This is a genomic window from Sphingomonas sp. C3-2, assembly GCF_033025475.1.
Lineage (GTDB): Bacteria > Pseudomonadota > Alphaproteobacteria > Sphingomonadales > Sphingomonadaceae > Sphingobium_A.
Genome location: NZ_CP130322.1, coordinates 1,655,001 through 1,673,521, shown reverse-complemented (window position 1 = coordinate 1,673,521; position 18,521 = coordinate 1,655,001). Strand labels below are relative to the sequence as shown.

Annotated in this window: 15 protein-coding genes; 7 read left to right on the top strand and 8 right to left on the bottom strand. The window is 64.9% G+C overall.

Features of this window, described 5'->3' with window-relative positions; all coding sequences use genetic code 11:
* Positions 1–6: 6 nt before the first annotated feature.
* Positions 7–1,764: a hypothetical protein gene (locus QYC26_RS08165; protein ID WP_317514885.1), complete on the bottom strand. Its 1,758-nt coding sequence runs from the start codon at positions 1,762–1,764 to the stop codon at positions 7–9.
* 644 nt (positions 1,765–2,408) lie between these two features.
* On the opposite strand from QYC26_RS08165, the gene QYC26_RS08160 reads away from it, so the two are divergent.
* On the top strand, positions 2,409–4,211 hold the full coding sequence (locus QYC26_RS08160; RefSeq protein ID WP_317514884.1) for an ABC transporter ATP-binding protein/permease: 1,803 nt from the start codon (positions 2,409–2,411) through the stop codon (positions 4,209–4,211).
* A gap of 59 nt (positions 4,212–4,270) precedes the next feature.
* Positions 4,271–6,031, top strand: a complete 1,761-nt coding sequence (recQ, locus tag QYC26_RS08155; protein WP_317514883.1) for a DNA helicase RecQ — start codon at positions 4,271–4,273, stop codon at positions 6,029–6,031.
* Positions 6,032–6,044: 13 nt separating this feature from the next.
* Here the strand turns inward: recQ and QYC26_RS08150 are convergent, their stop codons facing one another.
* Positions 6,045–6,248 carry a hypothetical protein gene (locus tag QYC26_RS08150; RefSeq protein WP_317514882.1) on the bottom strand — a complete coding sequence of 68 codons (204 nt, stop codon included), beginning with the start codon at positions 6,246–6,248 and terminating at the stop codon, positions 6,045–6,047.
* Between the two features lie 95 nt (positions 6,249–6,343).
* On the opposite strand from QYC26_RS08150, the gene QYC26_RS08145 reads away from it, so the two are divergent.
* Positions 6,344–7,969, top strand: a complete 1,626-nt coding sequence (locus QYC26_RS08145; RefSeq protein ID WP_317514881.1) for an NAD(P)/FAD-dependent oxidoreductase — start codon at positions 6,344–6,346, stop codon at positions 7,967–7,969.
* 8 nt (positions 7,970–7,977) lie between these two features.
* Here the strand turns inward: QYC26_RS08145 and QYC26_RS08140 are convergent, their stop codons facing one another.
* From QYC26_RS08140 to QYC26_RS08120, 5 genes are all read right to left on the bottom strand, one after another.
* Positions 7,978–9,417, bottom strand: a complete 1,440-nt coding sequence (locus QYC26_RS08140) for a UdgX family uracil-DNA binding protein (protein WP_317514880.1) — start codon at positions 9,415–9,417, stop codon at positions 7,978–7,980.
* On the bottom strand, positions 9,414–10,661 hold the full coding sequence (locus tag QYC26_RS08135; RefSeq protein WP_317514879.1) for a putative DNA modification/repair radical SAM protein: 1,248 nt from the start codon (positions 10,659–10,661) through the stop codon (positions 9,414–9,416). Before QYC26_RS08135 ends, QYC26_RS08140 begins: the two co-directional genes overlap by 4 nt.
* 43 nt (positions 10,662–10,704) lie before the next feature.
* Positions 10,705–11,244 (bottom strand): nucleoside 2-deoxyribosyltransferase domain-containing protein, encoded by a 540-nt coding sequence (locus QYC26_RS08130; RefSeq protein ID WP_317514878.1) that lies wholly within the window; start codon positions 11,242–11,244, stop codon positions 10,705–10,707.
* 183 nt (positions 11,245–11,427) lie between these two features.
* A complete protein-coding gene (gene ppa / locus QYC26_RS08125; RefSeq protein WP_317514877.1) occupies positions 11,428–11,955 on the bottom strand; it encodes an inorganic diphosphatase in 528 nt (175 codons plus the stop codon).
* Positions 11,952–13,859: a peptidase M61 gene (locus tag QYC26_RS08120; RefSeq protein WP_317514876.1), complete on the bottom strand. Its 1,908-nt coding sequence runs from the start codon at positions 13,857–13,859 to the stop codon at positions 11,952–11,954. Before QYC26_RS08120 ends, ppa begins: the two co-directional genes overlap by 4 nt.
* A 130-nt stretch (positions 13,860–13,989) precedes the next feature.
* Between QYC26_RS08120 and hisS the strand changes: the two genes are divergently transcribed.
* The 4 genes from hisS to QYC26_RS08100 all read left to right on the top strand — a co-directional run bounded on the left by hisS (position 13,990) and on the right by QYC26_RS08100 (position 18,125).
* Positions 13,990–15,237 (top strand): histidine--tRNA ligase, encoded by a 1,248-nt coding sequence (hisS, locus tag QYC26_RS08115; protein WP_317514875.1) that lies wholly within the window; start codon positions 13,990–13,992, stop codon positions 15,235–15,237.
* Entirely contained in the window at positions 15,234–16,313 is a 1,080-nt protein-coding gene (gene prfA / locus QYC26_RS08110; RefSeq protein WP_317514874.1) for a peptide chain release factor 1, read from the top strand. The genes hisS and prfA overlap by 4 nt, the downstream gene beginning before the upstream one ends.
* On the top strand, positions 16,279–17,136 hold the full coding sequence (gene prmC, locus QYC26_RS08105) for a peptide chain release factor N(5)-glutamine methyltransferase (RefSeq protein WP_411197637.1): 858 nt from the start codon (positions 16,279–16,281) through the stop codon (positions 17,134–17,136). The genes prfA and prmC overlap by 35 nt, the downstream gene beginning before the upstream one ends.
* Positions 17,137–17,375: 239 nt before the next feature.
* Positions 17,376–18,125 (top strand): DUF4167 domain-containing protein, encoded by a 750-nt coding sequence (locus QYC26_RS08100; RefSeq protein ID WP_317514872.1) that lies wholly within the window; start codon positions 17,376–17,378, stop codon positions 18,123–18,125.
* 93 nt (positions 18,126–18,218) lie between these two features.
* On the opposite strand, the gene QYC26_RS08095 is transcribed toward QYC26_RS08100, so the two are convergent.
* The gene (locus QYC26_RS08095) at positions 18,219–18,515 is read right to left on the bottom strand and encodes a hypothetical protein (protein WP_317515029.1); all 297 of its coding nucleotides are present in this window, start codon (positions 18,513–18,515) and stop codon (positions 18,219–18,221) included.
* Between the last annotated feature and the right edge of the window lie 6 nt (positions 18,516–18,521).

Genomic DNA, 18,521 nt, shown 5'->3' with positions numbered 1-18,521 from the left:
CCCAGATCAGGCGGGCGTCGTGATCACGCCCGTCTTTTGCAGATAGGCGATGATCCGCGTGCGCAGCCCCTGGCCGAAGAAATAGGGGCGCAGCGCGGTATCCTCGCGTCCCGCCGGCATCGCGCTTTTGCGCATCAGCGCGGCCCAATATATTCTGGCTTCCTTGATATCGCCCTTGGCAGCGCTCGCGATAGTGCGCACGACATCATATTGCGCAGCCATGCCGCGCCCGGGTTGGCGGATGCTTTGGGCGAGTTCAGCCGCAGCGTCGCTCTGCCCCTTTTCAGCAAGCGCCAGCACTTCGGCGACGAAATAGAAAGTGGGCAGTTCGTTATCGAGCGTGCGGGCGGTGCGCAGCATCGCCTGCGCCTCCTCATCGTTGCCGCACTGATAGAGCAGGAAGCCGAGCAGCCCCAGATTATCGCCGCTATAGGGGTTCAGTTCCGCCACGCGGTGCGCGATTTCGCGCCCACGGACGCATTGTCCGGCAACCATCGCGGCGCGGGCATCCGCCAGCAGCGCCTGGGCGCTCTGCGGATCGGCAGCCACAGCGCGGCGGGCGAACTCGGCACCGCGGGCATGCGCCGCGGGGGTGCCGCCGCTGATCGAATAATCGAATTCAAGGAAGGATGCCGCCGCCAGCAGCGTCGCATTGTCGGGTTCGCGGTCCAGTGAGGCCTTGACGCACGCGCGCACCGGCTCGCGGTATTGCGGGTCACGTTCGCGTACATAGCGACCGTAATCGAGCAGGCAGCCATAGGCTGTATCCGTGCGCCCCCCCAGTTTGACGCGCTGGTCGGACGCGATCACGCCGAATGGCCCGATCAGGTCGGCAATCGGGCGGCGTAGGGCAGTTGTTATCGTGCTGTCGTCATCGGGCAGGCTTATGATGTCCGACCAGATTTGCGCCCCCGTCCGCGCATCCCATAAAGTGAGAAACAGACGCCGCCCCGCATAGCCGGGTCCGGCATTGACCTGGCCGATCAACCGGTAATCGGGTTCGGACAGTCCTTGCTCGTCAACCCGGTGGTCGACGATCCGCACGATCCACGAGCGTTGCAGCGCCACCCCCAGAAAGGCTTCGGTGCGCTTGGCCAGTACCGCCGCGTCGCGGCTGCCCGCGATGCGGATCGGTTCGATCTCGATCAGCGGGGTCGAATTGGCCTGTTGTTCGCCGATCCAGCCCCAATGCCATAGCGCGGCCGCGCACAGAATAAGAGCAAGCGTCAGCGTACCGAGGACGAAAAGGAACGGCATGCGCGCGCGCCGGCTCTCGGTTGTTTGTGGGCTGGGCGCATTCTCCTCGTCGATGCTGGCGTCGGGCGTCGGCGCAATTGGCGGGCTGGCCTGTTCCCCTTCGAGGGGGGTGGGGGGCAGCTCGGAAAATGCGGGGCCGGCTGCCGACACAAAATGCACACGGTAGCTGCCGGGGCGGATGGTGAAGCGAATATCGTCCTGCGGGGCATGATGCAGGTAATAGCTTTCCAGCATCTTGCGCAGCCGCCCCACCTGAACGCGCGGATAGCTGTCAGACTGCGCATCGAAATCGGGGGCGCGGCCAAGGCCGTCGACCGCAACGCTATAGGCTTTCAATTCGTCGCCGCGTCCCGCCAGCGTGGTGCGGACGAGGAAACCGAGCAGGCGGCGCATGACGGGCGCGCGTTCGAATTCGGACGACGCGAAGATCGATTCCAGTTCCTGGAGCACGCGGTCATGCCCCGCGCCTTCGGGGGTGACATCAGCCGTGTCTGTGTAAATTCCCATCGTCTGGCTGCGACCCCATATCCGATGTAACGGTGACACTTCCGTTCAACGGGCGTTACATGGGGCGGGCTTATCACCGCAAAGTCTTTCTTTCGAATGAAAATTTCGCAGCGACCGTGCAAAAGCCAAAAGGCAGATCGGATTTGGCCATAAGTCTAGGCAAATCACGTATTTAACATTGTTACTTCGTCCGCATGCGCCCGTCCGCGCCCCGGCTTTGCATCGCTGCAAAGCCTCCATTTTCGGGCGGCGTAACGACAAGACACGGTCTGAAACTCCCGCAACAGATGACTCGATGCGAAAACAGCGTTGATCACGACGCGAAAGCGGGTTGATCCGGTGTCGCCCAAGGCGCGCAATAATGGCGAAGGGCCGTTTCTGGTCACGACCCTGAGCCCGCGCGCCGGCAAGCGACGTCGCCATGCTTCGGATTGCGCGACCATAGTGCAAAGCCCCCTCCCCACAGGGCAATATATGGTCAGCAGCGATCCGATGCTGTTCCCTGAGCCGGCGGCGGCATCCCCACATTCACCGCTGCCGGTTCACTCCCCTTCATCCTTTGCATCGATGCCAGGCGCTGGCCGCTGGCGAATTGCGCCGCGTGGCAGTTGGCGTTGCGTCCGTGCGCGCCTAGATGGGTAGCCATGCCACCGATCACCGAAAACACGACCGCGACCGCCAGCTTCGAACCGCTCCGCCGGTTTCTGCCCTATCTCTGGCCCCAGGGGGAGACGGGACTCAAGGCACGCGTCGTCGGCGCGCTGCTGCTCGTGCTCGTCGCCAAGGCGACCACGCTCGTCATGCCCTTTGCCTATAAGGGCGCGATCGACCGGATGGTGCCGGGGATGGAGCCCGCCGCCACGCTCGCGATCGCGCTGATCCTGGCCTATGCGGGCGCGCGCTTCGGTGGTGTGTTGTTCGACAATCTGCGCAACGCGGTGTTCGAGCGGGTAGGGCAGGATGCCACGCGCCGTCTTTCGGCGCATGTCTTCGCGCATCTTCACCAGCTGTCGCTGCGCTTCCACCTCGAACGCCGTACCGGTGCTGTCACCAAGGTGATCGAGCGGGGGACGAAGAGCATCGACGTGATGCTCTATTTCCTGCTCTTCAACATTGCGCCCACGGTGATCGAGCTGGTGGCCGTCGCGGTGATCTTCCAGGTGAAGTTCGGATCGGGGCTGGTGCTGGCGACCTTTGCGATGGTGGCCGCCTATATCTGGTTCACCCGCGCGATCACCGACTGGCGTGCAAAGCTGCGCGATCAGATGAACACGCTCGATACCGGCGCGGTGGCGCGCGCCGTCGATTCGCTGCTCAACTATGAAACGGTCAAATATTTCAACGCGGAGAAGCGCGAGGCCGATCGCTATGGCAAGGCGGTGTCATCCTATGCCGAAGCCGCGATCAAGAGCGAGAATTCGCTCGCTTGGCTCAATATCGGCCAGTCGCTGATCACCAACCTCATGATGGGCGGCGCGATGGGTTATACCGTCTGGGGGTGGAGCAAGGGGCAGTTCACCACGGGTGACGTGGTGCTTGTCAACACGCTGCTCGCACAGCTTTTCCGTCCGCTCGACATGCTCGGCATGGTCTATCGCACCATCCGCCAGGGCCTCATCGACATGGAGGCGATGTTCACGCTGGTCGATACGCCCGCCGAGGTTGTCGATCGCCCCGATGCGTCCGCCCTGAAGGTCGGCTCGGGGCGCCTCACCTTCGAGGATGTCCATTTCGGCTATGAGCCCGAACGGCAGATATTGAAGGGGGTCAGTTTCGAGATTCCGCCCGGCGGCACGCTCGCCGTGGTCGGCCCCTCGGGCGCGGGCAAGTCAACGCTCGCGCGCCTGCTCTTCCGCTTCTACGACGCCACCGGCGGCCGGATTCTGATCGACGGTCAGGATATCGCGCATGTCACCCAGGCGTCGCTCCGCGCAGAGATCGGGATCGTCCCGCAGGATACGGTGCTGTTCAACGACACCATCGGCTACAACATCGCCTATGGCCGCGAGGGCGCGGGCGATGCCGATGTCCGCGCGGCGGCGAAGGGCGCGGCGATCGCGCATTTCATCGAAGGACTGCCCGATGGATATGACACCCGGGTGGGCGAACGTGGGCTGAAGCTTTCGGGCGGCGAGAAACAGCGTGTCGCGATCGCGCGCACGCTTCTCAAGGATCCGCCGATCCTCATCCTCGACGAAGCGACGAGCGCGCTCGACAGCCGCACCGAGGCTGCGATCCAGACGACGCTCAGCACCGTTTCGGCGCGGCGCACCACCATCGTGATCGCGCACCGCTTGTCTACCATCGTCGACGCCGACGAGATCGTCGTGCTCGAAGCCGGGCGTGTGGCCGAACGCGGCCGGCATGCGGACCTGCTGCGCAAGGGCGGGCTCTATGCGGAAATGTGGGCGCGCCAGTCGGTCGAGCAGGAGATGGAAGAAGCCTGATTCCCGAAAAACGGCCTTGGCGGTCGACTTCGGGGGGATGCAGCGGCTAGGGAGGCGCCATGCAGGCAAGTCCCGAGGCAATTCTTCAAGAGACATTCGGCTTTCCCGCCTTTCGCGGCGTCCAGCGCGCGGTGGTGGACCGCGTTCTGGGCGGGCAGAACACGCTCGCCGTGATGCCGACCGGCGCGGGCAAGTCGCTTTGCTATCAACTGCCCGCGCTTGCGCTGCCCGGAACCTGCATCGTCATCTCGCCGCTCATCGCGCTGATGCACGATCAACTGCGCGCGGCCACTGCGGTCGGCATCCGCGCGGCGACGCTTACCTCGGTCGATGAGAATCGCGCCGAAACGCTCGCGCGCTTCCGCGCCGGCGAACTCGACATTCTCTATGTCGCCCCCGAACGCGCCTCGGGGGAGGCGTTTCGCAACCTGCTGCGTCAGGCGCCGGTCGCGCTGTTCGCGATCGACGAGGCGCATTGCGTATCCGAATGGGGGCATGATTTCCGCCCGGATTACCGGTTGCTCCGTCCCTTGCTCGATGAGTTTCCCGGTGTCCCGCGCCTGGCGCTTACCGCCACCGCCGATGCGCATACGCGCGCCGATATTCTCGTCCAGCTCGGGATCGACGAGACCGGGCTGATCGTTGCCGGGTTCGACCGGCCCAATATCCGCTACGCCATCACCCCGCGCCAGGGGCTGCGCCAGCAGTTGAGCGCGATCCTCGCCGCCGAGCCGGGGCCGGGCATCGTCTATGCGCCCACGCGCAGCGGCACCGAGAAGATCGCCGCGATGCTCGCTGAAAGCGGCCGCGCGGTGCGCATCTATCATGCCGGGCTGTCGCCCGATCAGCGCGCGCGCAACCAGCATGATTTCGTCGCGAGCGAGGATATGGTGATGGTCGCGACCATCGCCTTTGGCATGGGGATCGACAAGCCCGATGTCCGCTTCGTTGCGCATGCCGCGATGCCCAAGTCGATCGAGGCCTATTATCAGGAAACCGGCCGCGCGGGGCGCGACGGGGAGCCCGCCGCCGCGCATCTTTTCTGGGGGGCGGAGGATTTCGTCCGCGCGCGCCAGCGGATCGACGAGATGGAGCCCGAGCGCCAGTCGGGCGAACGCACGCGGCTCGGCGCCTTGGGCGCGCTCGTAGAAACCGGGGGCTGCCGCCGCCATGTCCTGCTCCGCCATTTCGGCGAGACGCCTGAGGAGACGTGCGGCAATTGCGATCATTGCCTCACCCCGCCCAAGGGGGTGGACGCCACCGAAACCGCGCGCAAGTTCCTCTCGGCGGTCTACCGCACCGGGCAGAGCTTCGGCGTCGGCCATATCGAGGCGGTGCTCACGGGGCAGGACAATGACAAGATCCGCCAGCGCGGCCACGATGCGCTCTCGGTCTTCGGCATCGTCGACCGGGATGAGGCGGCGTTGATCAAGCCGGTCGCGCGCGCGCTTCTGGTGCGCGATGCGCTGCGCACCACCGAGCATGGCGGGTTGGAACTGGGGCCGGAGGCGCGCGCGGTGCTCCGCGGCGAACAGGCTGTGTCGCTGATCCTGCCGCCGCGCCGCGAACGGCGCAAACGCTATAGCGAGGCCAACCCCATCGGCGATCCGCTGTTCGAGGCGCTTCGCGCCAAGCGCCGCGAACTGGCGCAGGAAGCCGATGTCCCGCCCTATGTCATCTTCCACGATTCGACATTGCGCGAGATTGCCGAGGCGCGCCCGCGCAGCGTCGACGAGATGGCACGGATATCGGGCGTCGGCCTGCGCAAGCTCGAGGCCTATGGCGAAGCCTTTGTCGAGGTCGTGCTCGACGCCTATTGATGGGGTGGGGGCCTCAGCCCTCGATCAGGTCGACATAGGCGACGACGTCATTGTCGGTCGCCAGAAACAGCCCGTCCTGGATCGCCTCGGGCTGTTCGGCCGCGATTTCCAATGCCTTGCCGAGAGGGCCGTAGAATAACGTCGTCGCGGCGCCACCCTCGGGGCCGCCGTCGAGATGATAGAGCCGAACCGACACATTTTCCGAAACGCTGCGCATGTACCCCCATCGCATATCTGGGGGCTCCCCGGCAATCGCCGGGCATCCTGCCGCTAGGTCTTGGCGCATCGGCGCCAAGCGACTAGGGGCAGGGCATGCTGCGCCTTTCCGGACTCTCGCTCCCGCTCGATCATCAACCCGAGGCGATCGCCCCGGCCATCTGCGCCCGGCTCGGCATCGCGGCCGACGATCTGCGTGGCTTCACCATCTTCAAGCGGGGCAATGATGCGCGCCGCCGTGGCAACATCCAGCTCGTCTATACGCTCGACATCGATCTGGCGGACGAGGCGGCGGTGCTTGAGCGGTTCGCGGGGGACAAGGATGTCCGTGCCACGCCCGACATGGCCTATCGCTTTGTCGCCGAGGCGCCGTCCGATTGGTCGGGCCTGCGCCCCGTCGTCGTGGGCGCGGGGCCATGCGGATTGTTCGCCGGGCTGATCCTCGCGCAAATGGGCTTCCGCCCGATCATCCTCGATCGCGGCAAGATCGTGCGCGAACGGACCAAGGATACCTGGGGCCTGTGGCGCCGGGCCGAGCTCAACCCCGATTCCAACGTCCAGTTTGGCGAAGGCGGCGCGGGCACCTTTTCCGACGGCAAGCTTTATTGCCGCGTCAAGGATCCGCGCTTCCTCGGGCGCAAGGTGCTCGAGGAATTTGTGAAGGCGGGCGCGCCCGACGATATCCTGTGGCAGGCGCATCCGCATATCGGCACCTTCCGCCTTGTCACCATGGTCGAAAGCATGCGCCGGACGATCGAGGAACTGGGCGGCGAATATCGCTGGCAGACGCGCGTCGACGATATCGAACTCGAAACCTTGTCCGATGGACGTCAGGCGCTACGCGGCCTGCATCTGCATGATGGCAGATTTCTCGAGGCCGATCATGTCGTGCTCGCGGTTGGCCATAGCGCGCGGCCAACCTTCGAGATGCTGCACCGCCACGGTGTCCATCTGGAGGCGAAGCCCTTTTCGATCGGCGTGCGGATCGAACATCCGCAAAGCTGGATCGATCGGGCGCGTTTCGGCAATTGCGCTGGCCACCCCGATCTTGGTGCCGCCGCCTATAGCCTGTCGCATCACTGCGCGAACGGGCGCACCGTCTATAGCTTCTGCATGTGCCCGGGCGGTCGCGTCGTCGCCGCAACGTCCGAGGAAGGCCGGGTTGTCACCAACGGGATGAGCCAATATTCGCGCGCCGAGTTCAACGCCAATTCGGGTCTTGTCGTCGCGATCGATCCCGCGCGCGATTATCCCGGTGATCCGCTCGCCGGCATCGCCTTTCAGCGCCATTGGGAAGATCTCGCCTTTGTCGCGGGCGGTTCCAACTATCACGCGCCCGGGCAGACGGTGGGCGATCTGCTCGCCGGCCGCGCCTCGACCGCGCTTGGCGAGGTGATCCCTTCGTACAAGCCCGGCGTGAAGATGACCGACCTGTCCGAATGCCTGCCGCCCTTCGTGATCGAGGCGTTTCGCGAGGCGCTTCCCGTCTTCGGTCGCCAGATCGCGAATTATGATCATCCCGATGCGGTGATGACGGGGGTGGAAACGCGCACCTCGTCGCCGGTCCGCATCACGCGCGGCAAGGATTTCCAGAGCCTCAATGTCGCGCGGCTGTTCCCGGCGGGCGAAGGGGCGGGTTATGCGGGCGGCATCCTCTCCGCCGCGATCGACGGCATCAAGGTCGCGGAAGCCGTTGCGCAGAGCATGATGGCGGCGCGCTGACTTCTGGATCAGCCTTGGCTGCCCAGTTGCGCGGCCATATGGGCCAAATCCTCGGCAAAGCGGGCTTCCTCCGCCGCCCGCGCGCCTTCGGGTAGGCGCAGCAGATAGGATGGATGCGTGGTTATCCACAGCGTGCTGCCATCGGGCAGTGTATGGGGTTGGCCGCGCACCTTCTGCACGCTCACCGTTTTCCCCAATATCCCGCGCGCCGCGCTTGCGCCCAGTGCAAGGATAAAGCGCGGCTTCACCAGCGCGCGTTCGCTGTCCAGCCACCAGCGGCACAGGTCGATCTCGCGCGCGGAGGGCGTTTCGTGAATCCGCTTCGTGCCGCGCGGGGTGAATTTGAAGTGCTTGGCCGCATTGGTGAGATAGGCCTTGCCGCGATCGATCCCCACTGCGGCCAAATGCGCTGAGAGCAAGCGGCCCGCAGGGCCGACAAAGGGCCGGCCTTCGACTTCCTCGATGTCGCCCGGCTGTTCGCCGACGATCATCAGCGCGGCATCGGCCGGGCCTTCTCCGGCCACCGCGCGCGTGCCGTTGCAGCCGATGGGGCATAATCGGCACGCCGCGATCGACCGGGCGACCTCCCCCAGGCAGGTCGGGCGCTCTGCGCCTTCGAACATGTCGCGCCCTGCCTCGATCATCGCGGCCTCGCGGGCGCGGGCGCCCGCGATCAGATCGGGGATCAGCGCGGCTTCGGGCATGTTCTTCCAATATCGGCGCGGCATTTCCTTCACCATCGTGCCCACCTTCAGCCGTGCCGGGTTGAAGATCGCGGCGTAATAGGTTTTCCACAGCGCCTCCGCCGCATCTTCGCGCGGTGCATCGCTGCGGCACGCGGCGGGGCCTTCGGTCAGGCGCGTGCCGTCCCAGTGGAGCGACCCCATCGGGGTCAGGATCGACCAGCGCATGGTGGTGAAGCGGTTGACGAAAAACGCCGCATTGGCGCGCAGGATATGATGGGCGGGCTCGAACCACGCGATGAAATGCGGCGTGCCGTCCTCGTCCTGCGTTTCGCGAAAGCGCACAAAGGCACGCATCTTGTGGATATCGTGCCGCACCTCGCGCGCCAGCGCCTCCACCGCGATCCGGTCGACATCGGTCTTGTCGTCGATCAGGCGGCGATCGGCCTGAAGCCGCCAGAGCAGCCGGTACAGCAGATCGAATCGCGCCGGATCGCGGTGCAGGCAGGCGGATTTGGCCAGCGCCAGAAAGGCGGCGGGCACGGTGATCTGCTGCTTTGCTGCGGATTGGGGGACAGGGGCCGGGGCGGCGGGCGCCAGCACATCGAACAGGTCGCCGGTGTTGTCCCCTTCGCGCCAGCGTATATGTTCGGGGGGCACCCCCTCGGCCAGCAGCACGCGGGCATGGTCCCGCCATTCGCCAAAATCATCGGGCCGGTCCAGCATGGCGAGGCGCATGCCGTCCTCGGCCGGACCCGCGGTCATGCCGCGAACAGTTCGAGCTGGCGGTCGGCGGCGGGCGTCAGCTGTGTTTTCAGATCTATCCGGTCGGTCAGCAGCGTCGGGCGCCAGTCGACGGCGGTGATGAACGGCTTCACCTTGGTGAGCGACAGCGTCAGCCGGCCGAGATCGGCAAGCCGCAAGCGCCGGTGCCGGCGCGCGGCGATCAGCGCGTCCACCGCCTTCACGCCCAATCCCGGCACCCGCAGCAGCGCCTCGCGCGGGGCGCGGTTGATATCGAGCGGGAAAAGGTCCCGACGTTCCAGCGCCCAGGCGAGCTTGGGGTCGATGTCGAGCGGCAGCATCCCGTCGCCCCCCGCCGCCTGCCGTACTTCGGTCGGCGAAAAGCCGTAGAATCGGATCAGCCAGTCGGATTGATAGAGCCGGTGTTCGCGCATCAGCGGCGGGCGCTTGAGCGGTAGTACCGCGCTCGCATCGGGGATCGGGCTGAACGCCGAATAATAGACGCGGCGCAGCTGATAGCGGTCATACAGCCGGCTTGAGCGATCGATGATGTCGATATCCGATGCGCCGTCGGCGCCGACGATCATCTGGGTCGATTGTCCGGCGGGCGCAAAGACGGGGGCAGAACGGAAGCGCTGGCGGGCATCGCGCGCCTCGGTGATCGCATCGCCCAGATCCCCCATCGCGCGTTCGATCCGGGGGGCGGACTTGTCCGGTGCCAGTTTGGCCAGCCCCGTCTCGGTCGGCAGCTCGACATTGATCGAGACGCGGTCGGCCAACAGTCCCGCCTGCGCCACCAGTTCGGGATCGGCCTCGGGGATCGCCTTCAAATGGATATAGCCGCGAAAGCTGTGATCCTCGCGCAGGATGCGCGCGGTTTCGATCAACTGTTCCATCGTGTGGTTCGAGGATTTGATGATCCCCGAAGACAGGAAAAGCCCCTCGATATAGTTGCGCCGGTAGAAGGACAGGGTCAGGTCCGCCACCTCGCGCGGCGTGAAGCGCGCCCGCGCGATATTCGAACTTTTGCGGTTGATGCAATAATGGCAGTCGAAGATGCAGTGGTTGGTCAGCAGCAGTTTGAGCAGCGAGATGCAGCGGCCATCGGGCGCATAGGCGTGGCAGATGCCCATGCCCTCGGTCGATCCGATGCCCTTGCCGTCGCGGCTGTTCCTGCGGGCGGTGCCCGATGATGCGCAGCTGGCATCATATTTCGCGGCATCGGCCAGGATCCTGAGCTTGTCTCCGAACGAATGTGTGACCATTTGTTCCTTATATGTTCTCGTTTCGGGCGGGGCTAGCTTCTTTTCACGGGCGGCTGCGCAACCGCGTGCGGATGGCGGCGATCAGCGCGTCCATCGTCTCGACCTGCTCGATTCCGTAGCGCGCGGCGGTGATATCCACATTGCCCTTGCGCCAATATCCCGGTGGCGCGAGCACGATCAGTTTGCCGCTGCGCGCGTGCAGCCCCATTTCCAGAAGGCTGATCGGTGCCTTCGATCCGGGCGCGAAATAGAGGATGATGATATCGGCCGCCTCGAGCGCGGCCAGTTCCCATTCCACCTGCCGGCGAAACTCGGGCTCGCTCGCTTCGGGTTTCCACTCCGGGTTCCAGTCGGGGCGGCGCGGGTTGAGAAGCGTGACGTCAAGATCGCCCAGAGCCTTGGCCAGTTCGGCCTGCCAGTCGGGTGCATTGCCCATATCGATCGCGCCGCCCAGAAAGATGCGCGGATTGCGATGCTCGGCTGGCAGCGGCTGCGGAGAGGTGATCAGAACGGGAGCCGCAAGGGCAGCCGCCGGAACGAATGCCAGCGCACTGGCCGCGATACGGAAAAGAAGAGCGTTCATTCGGTCCGAATATGGTTGTGTTGGAAAGCGTCAGCCCGCGACACCGCAAGCAATGTCATGTCGCGTTTCCGGCAGGTGAAGCGCGAAGATCGGCGCCCCATAAAGAAAATCCCGTGCGAAACGGTCGGGAGGCGTGTCGCGCTCCAACCGTTCCGCACGGGATCATTCTGTGCCGCGAGCGGCTTATTTCTTGGCGCGTTCGATCGCTTCCTCGAGGACCTTGCGGGCGTCGTCCGCATTGCCCCAGGTGCCGACACGCACCCACTTTTCGGATTCGAGATCCTTATAGTGGGTGAAGAAGTGTTCGATCTGCTGCATCACGATGCTCGGCAGGTCGTCCTTCTCACCCACATCGGTGTAATAGGGGAAGGTCTTGTCGACGGGCACGGTCAGCAGCTTTTCATCGCCGCCGGCTTCGTCTTCGAGATACAGCACCGCGATGGGGCGTACCTTGACGACCGAACCCGGAATGAAGGGCGAGCGTGCGACGACGAGCGCATCGAGCGGATCGCCATCGGGCGACAGCGTGTGCGGGATGAAGCCGTAGTTCGCGGGATAGCGCATCGGGGTGTGGAGGATGCGGTCCACGAACAGCGCGCCCGATTTCTTGTCGAACTCGTACTTAACGGGTTCGCCGCCAACCGGCACTTCGATGATGACGTTGATGCTCTCGGGCGGGTTATCCCCGACCGGGATAAGGTCGATATTCAAGGTTTCGGCTCCAGCAGAGTGTCGAGAGTCGCGGGGCCGTTACCCGTTTTTTCGAGCCGTGGATAGCGCAGACCGCCCGAATAGGCGATTTCGGCGTCGCGATAGCGGTCGCCCGACTGAATGAGGAGGCGGATTGCCTGCTGGCCGCCCTTGGCCGCGGTGATCGCGTCCTTGATCCGGTCTTCCGAATAGGCGGTGGCCGCCACCGCGACGATCTTGTCGCCCACGCGTACGCCGGCGGCAAAGGCGGGGCTGTCCCACATCACCTGCGTCACTTCGCCGCTCTTCTTCACGGTCAGCCCGATCGAGTAGCTGAGGTCGGAATTGCCCGCGCGACGTTCGGCATCCTTGATGAAGCTTGTCGGCTCTGCGGTATAGACGAGGCGGTAGCCACCGTCGGTAAGCCCCTTGAGAGGTGCGCCTGTAGCCTTTTCGCCAAGCCGTGCCGTCAGGAAACCCGCCCAGTCATGCGGCACGACGCTGTTCAGCGCGGCGACGACATCGTCGAACACATAGGTGCTGATGCCCCAGTCGCCGTCCTTGCCGCCGAAGAAGGTTTTGGCGAAATCGTCCATCGATTTCTTGCCGCGGCTGGCCTTGCGGATGATCGTGTCGGCTTCCAGCCAGACGAGCATCCCTTCATTATAATAGTCTTCCGATCGCTGCCAGCTCGTCCAGCCCTTGGGGCGGCGCGCGCTGATCACCGGATCGTTGGTCGTGTCGCGCAACGGGCGCCATTGCCGCCCGGCGCGTTCGTCGAGATTGGCGGCGATCGATGCCAGCGCGTCGAGCGTTTCCTGCTTGGAAAACAGCCCCGAACGCGCACCCAGCACATAGCCCCAGAACTGCGTCTGGCCTTCATATACCCACAGCAGGTCGTCGTTCATCGCGGTGTTGAAATTGGGCGTCCAGTTGCCCGCCGGGCGACGGAACTTGCCGTTCCAGCTGTGCGTCATCTCGTGCGGCAGCAGGTTGCGGCGGCCGGGGCCCTTGTCCCATTCGGTGAAATATTCGCGGTTCACACCGTTTTCCGAAGACCGGTGATGCTCCAGCCCGATCCCGCCCATCTCGTCGGTCAGCGCGAGCAGGAATTCATAGCGGTCATAATGCTCGACCCCGAACAGTTTCACGGCCTGTTCGACGAGCTTGCGGTGCGCGGCGATCTGCGCGGGCGTCGCCGCCAGATATTTCGCCTCGTCGGCCACGATGTTCAGCCCCACCTTGGGCGTCAGCTGTTCGCGCCGGAAATACTTGCCTGCAAAGACCGGGGAATCGACCAGCGTCTCATAATCGGTCAGCTCGTAGGAATAGGTCGAACCGGCGATATCGGCCTTGAGCGCCGAGGCGGCGGTCCAGCCTTCGGGATAGCGCACTGTGGCCTTTACCGGGATACGGCGGGTGAAATAGCCCGCCGGATAGAGCGAGACCTGTTCGAACTGCAGGTTCATCATCGCGGGCGTCATCACCACGCGGCCCTGATCGCTCTTGGTGGCCGAGACGAAGTTGAAGCCGAGGTCGATCTGTTTCACGCCTTCGGGCACGTCGATATGAAAGGCGGTGACGTCGAGATTGTCGCGCTTCCACACCAGTTCCTTGCCGCCGGCGCTGATCTTCAGCCCGCCCAGCTTCTCGATCTCGCCGCGCGGCGCATGCTTGCCCGGCAACCAGGTCGAAAAGAGCAACGTCATCGGGCCGGCGCGCTCGACCGGGATCGTCTGCGTCACGCGGTAGATCGCGCGCTGGATATCGGTCGCATCGACATTGATCGTCATCGTGCCGGGATAGGCGGTGTCCTGCGGCGCGGGGATCGCATTCGCGAGCAACGCGGGCGCGGGCAGCGTCCGTTCGGCAAGCGCGGGCGTGGACAGCAGCAGCACAGGCAGGATGAGCGAGCGTGAAATCATCGGCAGGGGACCCCGGAGATGTGAAATATTATGTCGGCTTTGTGGCGGAAGCTTGCGCATGGGTCCACCCCCGCGCGGCTGATTCGAAATGCTGGCGCATGGGCAAACTCTCGATTAGAGAGCGCGCATTATGGCTGGACAGACACCCAATCGCATTCGCGGCACGCAGGATATGCTCGGAGAGGCGCAGCTCTCCTTTCAGCATGTGGTCGATACCTTCCACCGCGTCCGCGCGCTTTACGGTTTCCAGCGGGTGGAGATCCCCATCTTCGAATCCACCGCTGTCTTTGCGCGCTCGATCGGCGAGACGACCGATGTGGTCTCGAAGGAAATGTACACCTTCGAGGATCGCGGCGGCGATTCGGTGACGTTGCGTCCCGAATTCACCGCGGGCATCGCGCGCGCCTATCTGACCGAGGGCTGGCAGCAGTTCGCGCCGCTCAAGATTGCGGCCTCGGGCCCGGTCTTCCGCTACGAACGCCCGCAAAAGGGGCGTTACCGGCAGTTTCATCAGGTCGATGCCGAAATCCTCGGCGCGGGCGAACCGCAGGCCGATATCGAACTCCTCGTCTTTGCCGACCAGCTTCTCCACGAACTGGGTATCGCCGATGGCGTGACGCTCCAGCTCAATACGCTGGGCGATGGCCCCACGCGTGAAGCATGGCGCGCCGCGCTGGTCGCGCATTTTGAAAAGCATCGCGGTGACCTGTCCGAGGAAAGCCTTGACCGGCTGGAACGCAATCCGCTGCGCATCCTCGACAGCAAGGACCCGCGCGATCGTCCGATTGCCGACAGCGCACCGGGGATCGACGCGTTCCTGACCGACGAGGCGGCCAGCTTCTTCGCGCAGGTGACGGCTGGTCTCGATGCGGCGGGCGTCAAATGGACGCGCAACGAAACACTTGTGCGTGGGCTCGATTATTATCGCCACACCGCGTTCGAATTCGTCACCGACCGGCTGGGCGCGCAGGGCACCGTGCTGGCAGGTGGCCGTTATGATGGCCTTGTCGGCTCGCTCGGCGGCCCCGAAACGCCGGGCGTGGGCTGGGCGGCCGGGATCGAACGGCTGGCGATGCTGGTGGGCTCGGTGCCCGCGCCGGCGCCCGATGTCGCGATCATCCCGATGGGGGCGGCTGCTGACGCGGCGGCGCAGGGCATCCTTGCCGATCTGCGTCGTGCGGGTGTTGCCGCCGACATGGCGTTTCGCGGCAATATGAAAAAGCGCATGCAAAAGGCCAATGCCTCGGGCGCACGCTTTGCCGTGATCCTGGGTGAGGACGAACTGGCCAAGGGCGTCGCCGCGCTCAAGGACCTTTCTGCCGGAACGCAGGAGGAAGTCGCTCTCGACGCGCTGGTGGCCAAGGTGCGCGCTGGATGATCCGCATTTCGGCGGAGCGTATTGCTGCGATCGAGGCCCGGCGCGACGAGCTCCAGGCGATGATGACGCGCAGCGATCTCGCGGCCGAAACCTTCGTCGCATTGTCGAAGGAATATGCCGAGATCGAACCGGTCGCGACCGCGGCGGGTGAGGTCCGGCGCCTGCGCGCCGAGCTTGTGGTGCTCAGCGAGCTTCAGGCGGATCCAGCGGCCGAGGCCGATATGCGCGCGCTCGCGGCTGAGGAAGCCGACGAAATTCGTGCAATGCTGCCGCGCGCCGAGCATGATCTGGCGGTGCGCCTGCTACCGCGCGACGCCGCCGATGAACGCCCCGCGATGCTCGAAATCCGCGCCGGCACCGGCGGGGACGAGGCGGCGCTGTTCGCGGGCGATCTCTTTCGCATGTATTCGCGCTATGCCGAAACGCGCGGCTGGCGGGTCGAACTGATCTCGGCCAGCGCGTCGGATGTCGGCGGGTTCAAGGAAGTTGTCGCCAGCGTCACCGGCCAGGGCGTGTTCGCGCGGCTCAAGTTCGAAAGCGGTGTCCACCGGGTCCAGCGTGTCCCCGTCACCGAAAGCGGCGGCCGCATCCACACCTCGGCGGCCACCGTCGCGGTGCTGCCGGAGCCCGAGGAAGTCGATGTCCATATCGACGAGAAGGATCTGCGCATCGATGTGTTCCGCTCATCGGGTGCGGGCGGGCAGCATGTGAACACGACCGACAGCGCGGTGCGCATCACCCACTTGCCCTCCGGTATCGTTGTGTCGCAGCAGGACGAGAAATCGCAGCACAAGAACAAGGCTAAGGCGCTGAAGGTGCTGCGTGCCCGGCTCTATGAGGCCGAGCGCGAGCGTGTGGCCAGCGCACAGGCCGGCGCGCGCAAGTCGATGGTGGGTTCGGGTGATCGCTCCGAACGCATCCGCACCTATAATTTCCCGCAAGGGCGCGTCACCGATCACCGGATCAACCTGACGCTCCACCGTCTGCCCGAAATTCTCGAAGGCCAGATGGACGATCTGATCTCGGCGCTGATCGCCGAGGATGAGGCGGAGCGGCTTGCCAGTCTCGTTGGATAAGGCGCTCCGCGCCGCGGCCGAGCAGCTTGCGCTCGTGAGCGATACGCCACGGCTCGACGCCGAAATACTGCTCGCCCATGCGCTGGGCATCTCAAGACAGGATCTGCTGCTCGGTCGGGGCGGGGAGGCGGTTCCTCCCGCGTTCGACGCCTTCGTCCAGCGCCGCGCCGCGGGGGAGCCGATCGCTTATATCGTCGGTGCCCGCGATTTCTGGTCGATCACGCTCAAGGTCGCGCCCGGCGTGCTGATTCCGCGTCCCGACAGCGAAACGCTGATCGAGGCCGCCGTCGCGCATTTCGGGCGGAAGGGGCCGGGCCGGGTGCTCGATCTGGGAACCGGTCCCGGCACGCTGCTGCTGGCCGCGCTGGCCGAATGGCCCGAGGCAACCGGACTGGGGATAGACGCGTCCGATACGGCGCTTGCGCTGGCGCGCGAGAATGCCGAGGCGCTTGGCCTTTCGGAACGGGCCGAATTCCGCAAGGGCGATTGGGCGGTGGGGCTGGACGGTCCGTTCGATCTTATCCTGTGCAACCCGCCCTATATCGGTGTTCATGAGGAGGTGGGCCTCGATGTCGGCGCCTTTGAGCCGCCCGAGGCGCTGTTTGCCGGAGAAGACGGGCTCGACGATTATCGCGTGCTGGCCAATCAAATTCCGCCCTTGCTGGCGCCCGAAGGGCTCGCCGCGATCGAGATCGGCCATGCCCAACGCCTTGCCGTCAGTGCGCTTTTTGCGCAGCCGGATCTCGCCCTGGAATGCAGACAGGATCTGGGCGGGCACGATCGCGCAATATTGCTTCGTTGGAGAGGCATGCATTTTTCTTGATTTTTCCCTTGGCGGGGCTTGGGCGTGGCGCTAGATAAGATTTCAGGGACGGGCAAATCGCGTTGATGAGAGCGTTTGCCGTTACCTGCCCCCAAAGTCATGATGTCGCTGAAGTCCGGTGGCTCTGGCAAAAAGGCGAAGCGCGCATGTGTCTGCGGCGCGGGACCGCCTGATGGGGGCTGGCACCGTTTTATCGGGAGCGTTGTCTAGGTTTTACGCTAGTCGAGGACACCATTAGCTTGATCAACAATCGTCAGACCGGCCGCCGTCGCGGTCGTGGCGGCCAGCGGCCGCAATCGGGCCAGGGACGCGGCCCCGATCAGGGCAATCGTATCGACAACCGCGCCCGCGGCAATGCGAGCCAGTTGCACGAAAAGTACAAGACGCTCGCGCGCGATGCCCAGACTCAGGGCGACCGTGTCATGGCCGAATATTATCTCCAGTTCGCGGATCACTATTTCCGCGTGCTAAGTGAAAGCCGTTCGCGCTTTGAGGAAAACCGTCGCCAGCGCGACGATATCCAGGACGATGAGGACGAAGGCGAGGATATCCGCGCCGACGAGGGTGGTGAAGGCGAAGACGGCGATCGTCGTGAGGACGATTATCGTCAGCAACGCCGCAACCGCGAACGCCCCGCCCGTTTCGAACAGCGTGAGCCCCGCGACCAGCGCGACCCGCGTGAAGCGCGCGAGCCTCGGGAACCCCGCGAGTTTCGCAACACCCCGCGCGATGCGCAGGAGGACGAGGCCTCGGCCGAGACCGCCGATGCCGCGCCCGTCCGCGAGGAACGCCGCACCCGCACGATTCGCCCGCGCCGTCCCGTGCGCTCGGACGAAGGCGAGGCCGGTGAAGCATCGACGCTCAGCGTTGATGCGCTTCCTCCCGCGCTGACGCCGACGGCCGATGCGGAAGAGGCGCCCGCGCCCAAGCCGCGCGTTCGCCGCACCCGCAAGCCGGCGGCCGAAGCCGAGGCGCCCGCCGAGGGCTGATCCGATCCGGGTCTTTTGACATGAAAAAGGGGGCGGTACCTGCGAAGGTGCCGCCCCCTTTTCACATCTGGGCAACGCCTCGCCGCACCTACGTTAGCGATCATCCTCATCGTCGCGCGAATAATCCTGGATCTGCTCGTCATGGCCCGTGCCCGAGCTCAGGAAAACGAGCCCCATCAACGCGGTGCCCAGTAACAGGGTCAGGCCAACCCCCAATATCGTCGCGATCACCATATGGATCGGCATCGGCCCGTGCAGCTTTTCGAGGATCCAGAGCGCGGCGCCGATAACCACCAGCGTCACCAGCGCCATCCACGCCATCAGCCGCCGGAATCGCCCCCAGGCGAAGCGCGCATATTCGGGATCGTCGAGATTGGGCTTTCGGTCGATCATGCC

Excerpts from the sequence above, each read along its gene's own strand:
- QYC26_RS08135 (WP_317514879.1), bottom strand. The coding sequence starts at position 10,661 with ATGGTCACACATTCGTTCGGAGACAAGCTCAGGATCCTGGCCGATGCC.
- QYC26_RS08145 (WP_317514881.1), top strand. The coding sequence starts at position 6,344 with ATGCTGCGCCTTTCCGGACTCTCGCTCCCGCTCGATCATCAACCCGAG.
- QYC26_RS08130 (WP_317514878.1), bottom strand. The coding sequence starts at position 11,244 with ATGAACGCTCTTCTTTTCCGTATCGCGGCCAGTGCGCTGGCATTCGTT.
- QYC26_RS08160 (WP_317514884.1), top strand. The coding sequence starts at position 2,409 with ATGCCACCGATCACCGAAAACACGACCGCGACCGCCAGCTTCGAACCG.
- hisS (WP_317514875.1), top strand. The coding sequence starts at position 13,990 with ATGGCTGGACAGACACCCAATCGCATTCGCGGCACGCAGGATATGCTC.
- recQ (WP_317514883.1), top strand. The coding sequence starts at position 4,271 with ATGCAGGCAAGTCCCGAGGCAATTCTTCAAGAGACATTCGGCTTTCCC.
- QYC26_RS08120 (WP_317514876.1), bottom strand. The coding sequence starts at position 13,859 with ATGATTTCACGCTCGCTCATCCTGCCTGTGCTGCTGCTGTCCACGCCC.
- QYC26_RS08140 (WP_317514880.1), bottom strand. The coding sequence starts at position 9,417 with ATGACCGCGGGTCCGGCCGAGGACGGCATGCGCCTCGCCATGCTGGAC.
- prmC (WP_411197637.1), top strand. The coding sequence starts at position 16,279 with ATGAGGCGGAGCGGCTTGCCAGTCTCGTTGGATAAGGCGCTCCGCGCC.
- QYC26_RS08165 (WP_317514885.1), bottom strand. The coding sequence starts at position 1,764 with ATGGGAATTTACACAGACACGGCTGATGTCACCCCCGAAGGCGCGGGG.
- prfA (WP_317514874.1), top strand. The coding sequence starts at position 15,234 with ATGATCCGCATTTCGGCGGAGCGTATTGCTGCGATCGAGGCCCGGCGC.
- QYC26_RS08150 (WP_317514882.1), bottom strand. The coding sequence starts at position 6,248 with ATGCGCAGCGTTTCGGAAAATGTGTCGGTTCGGCTCTATCATCTCGAC.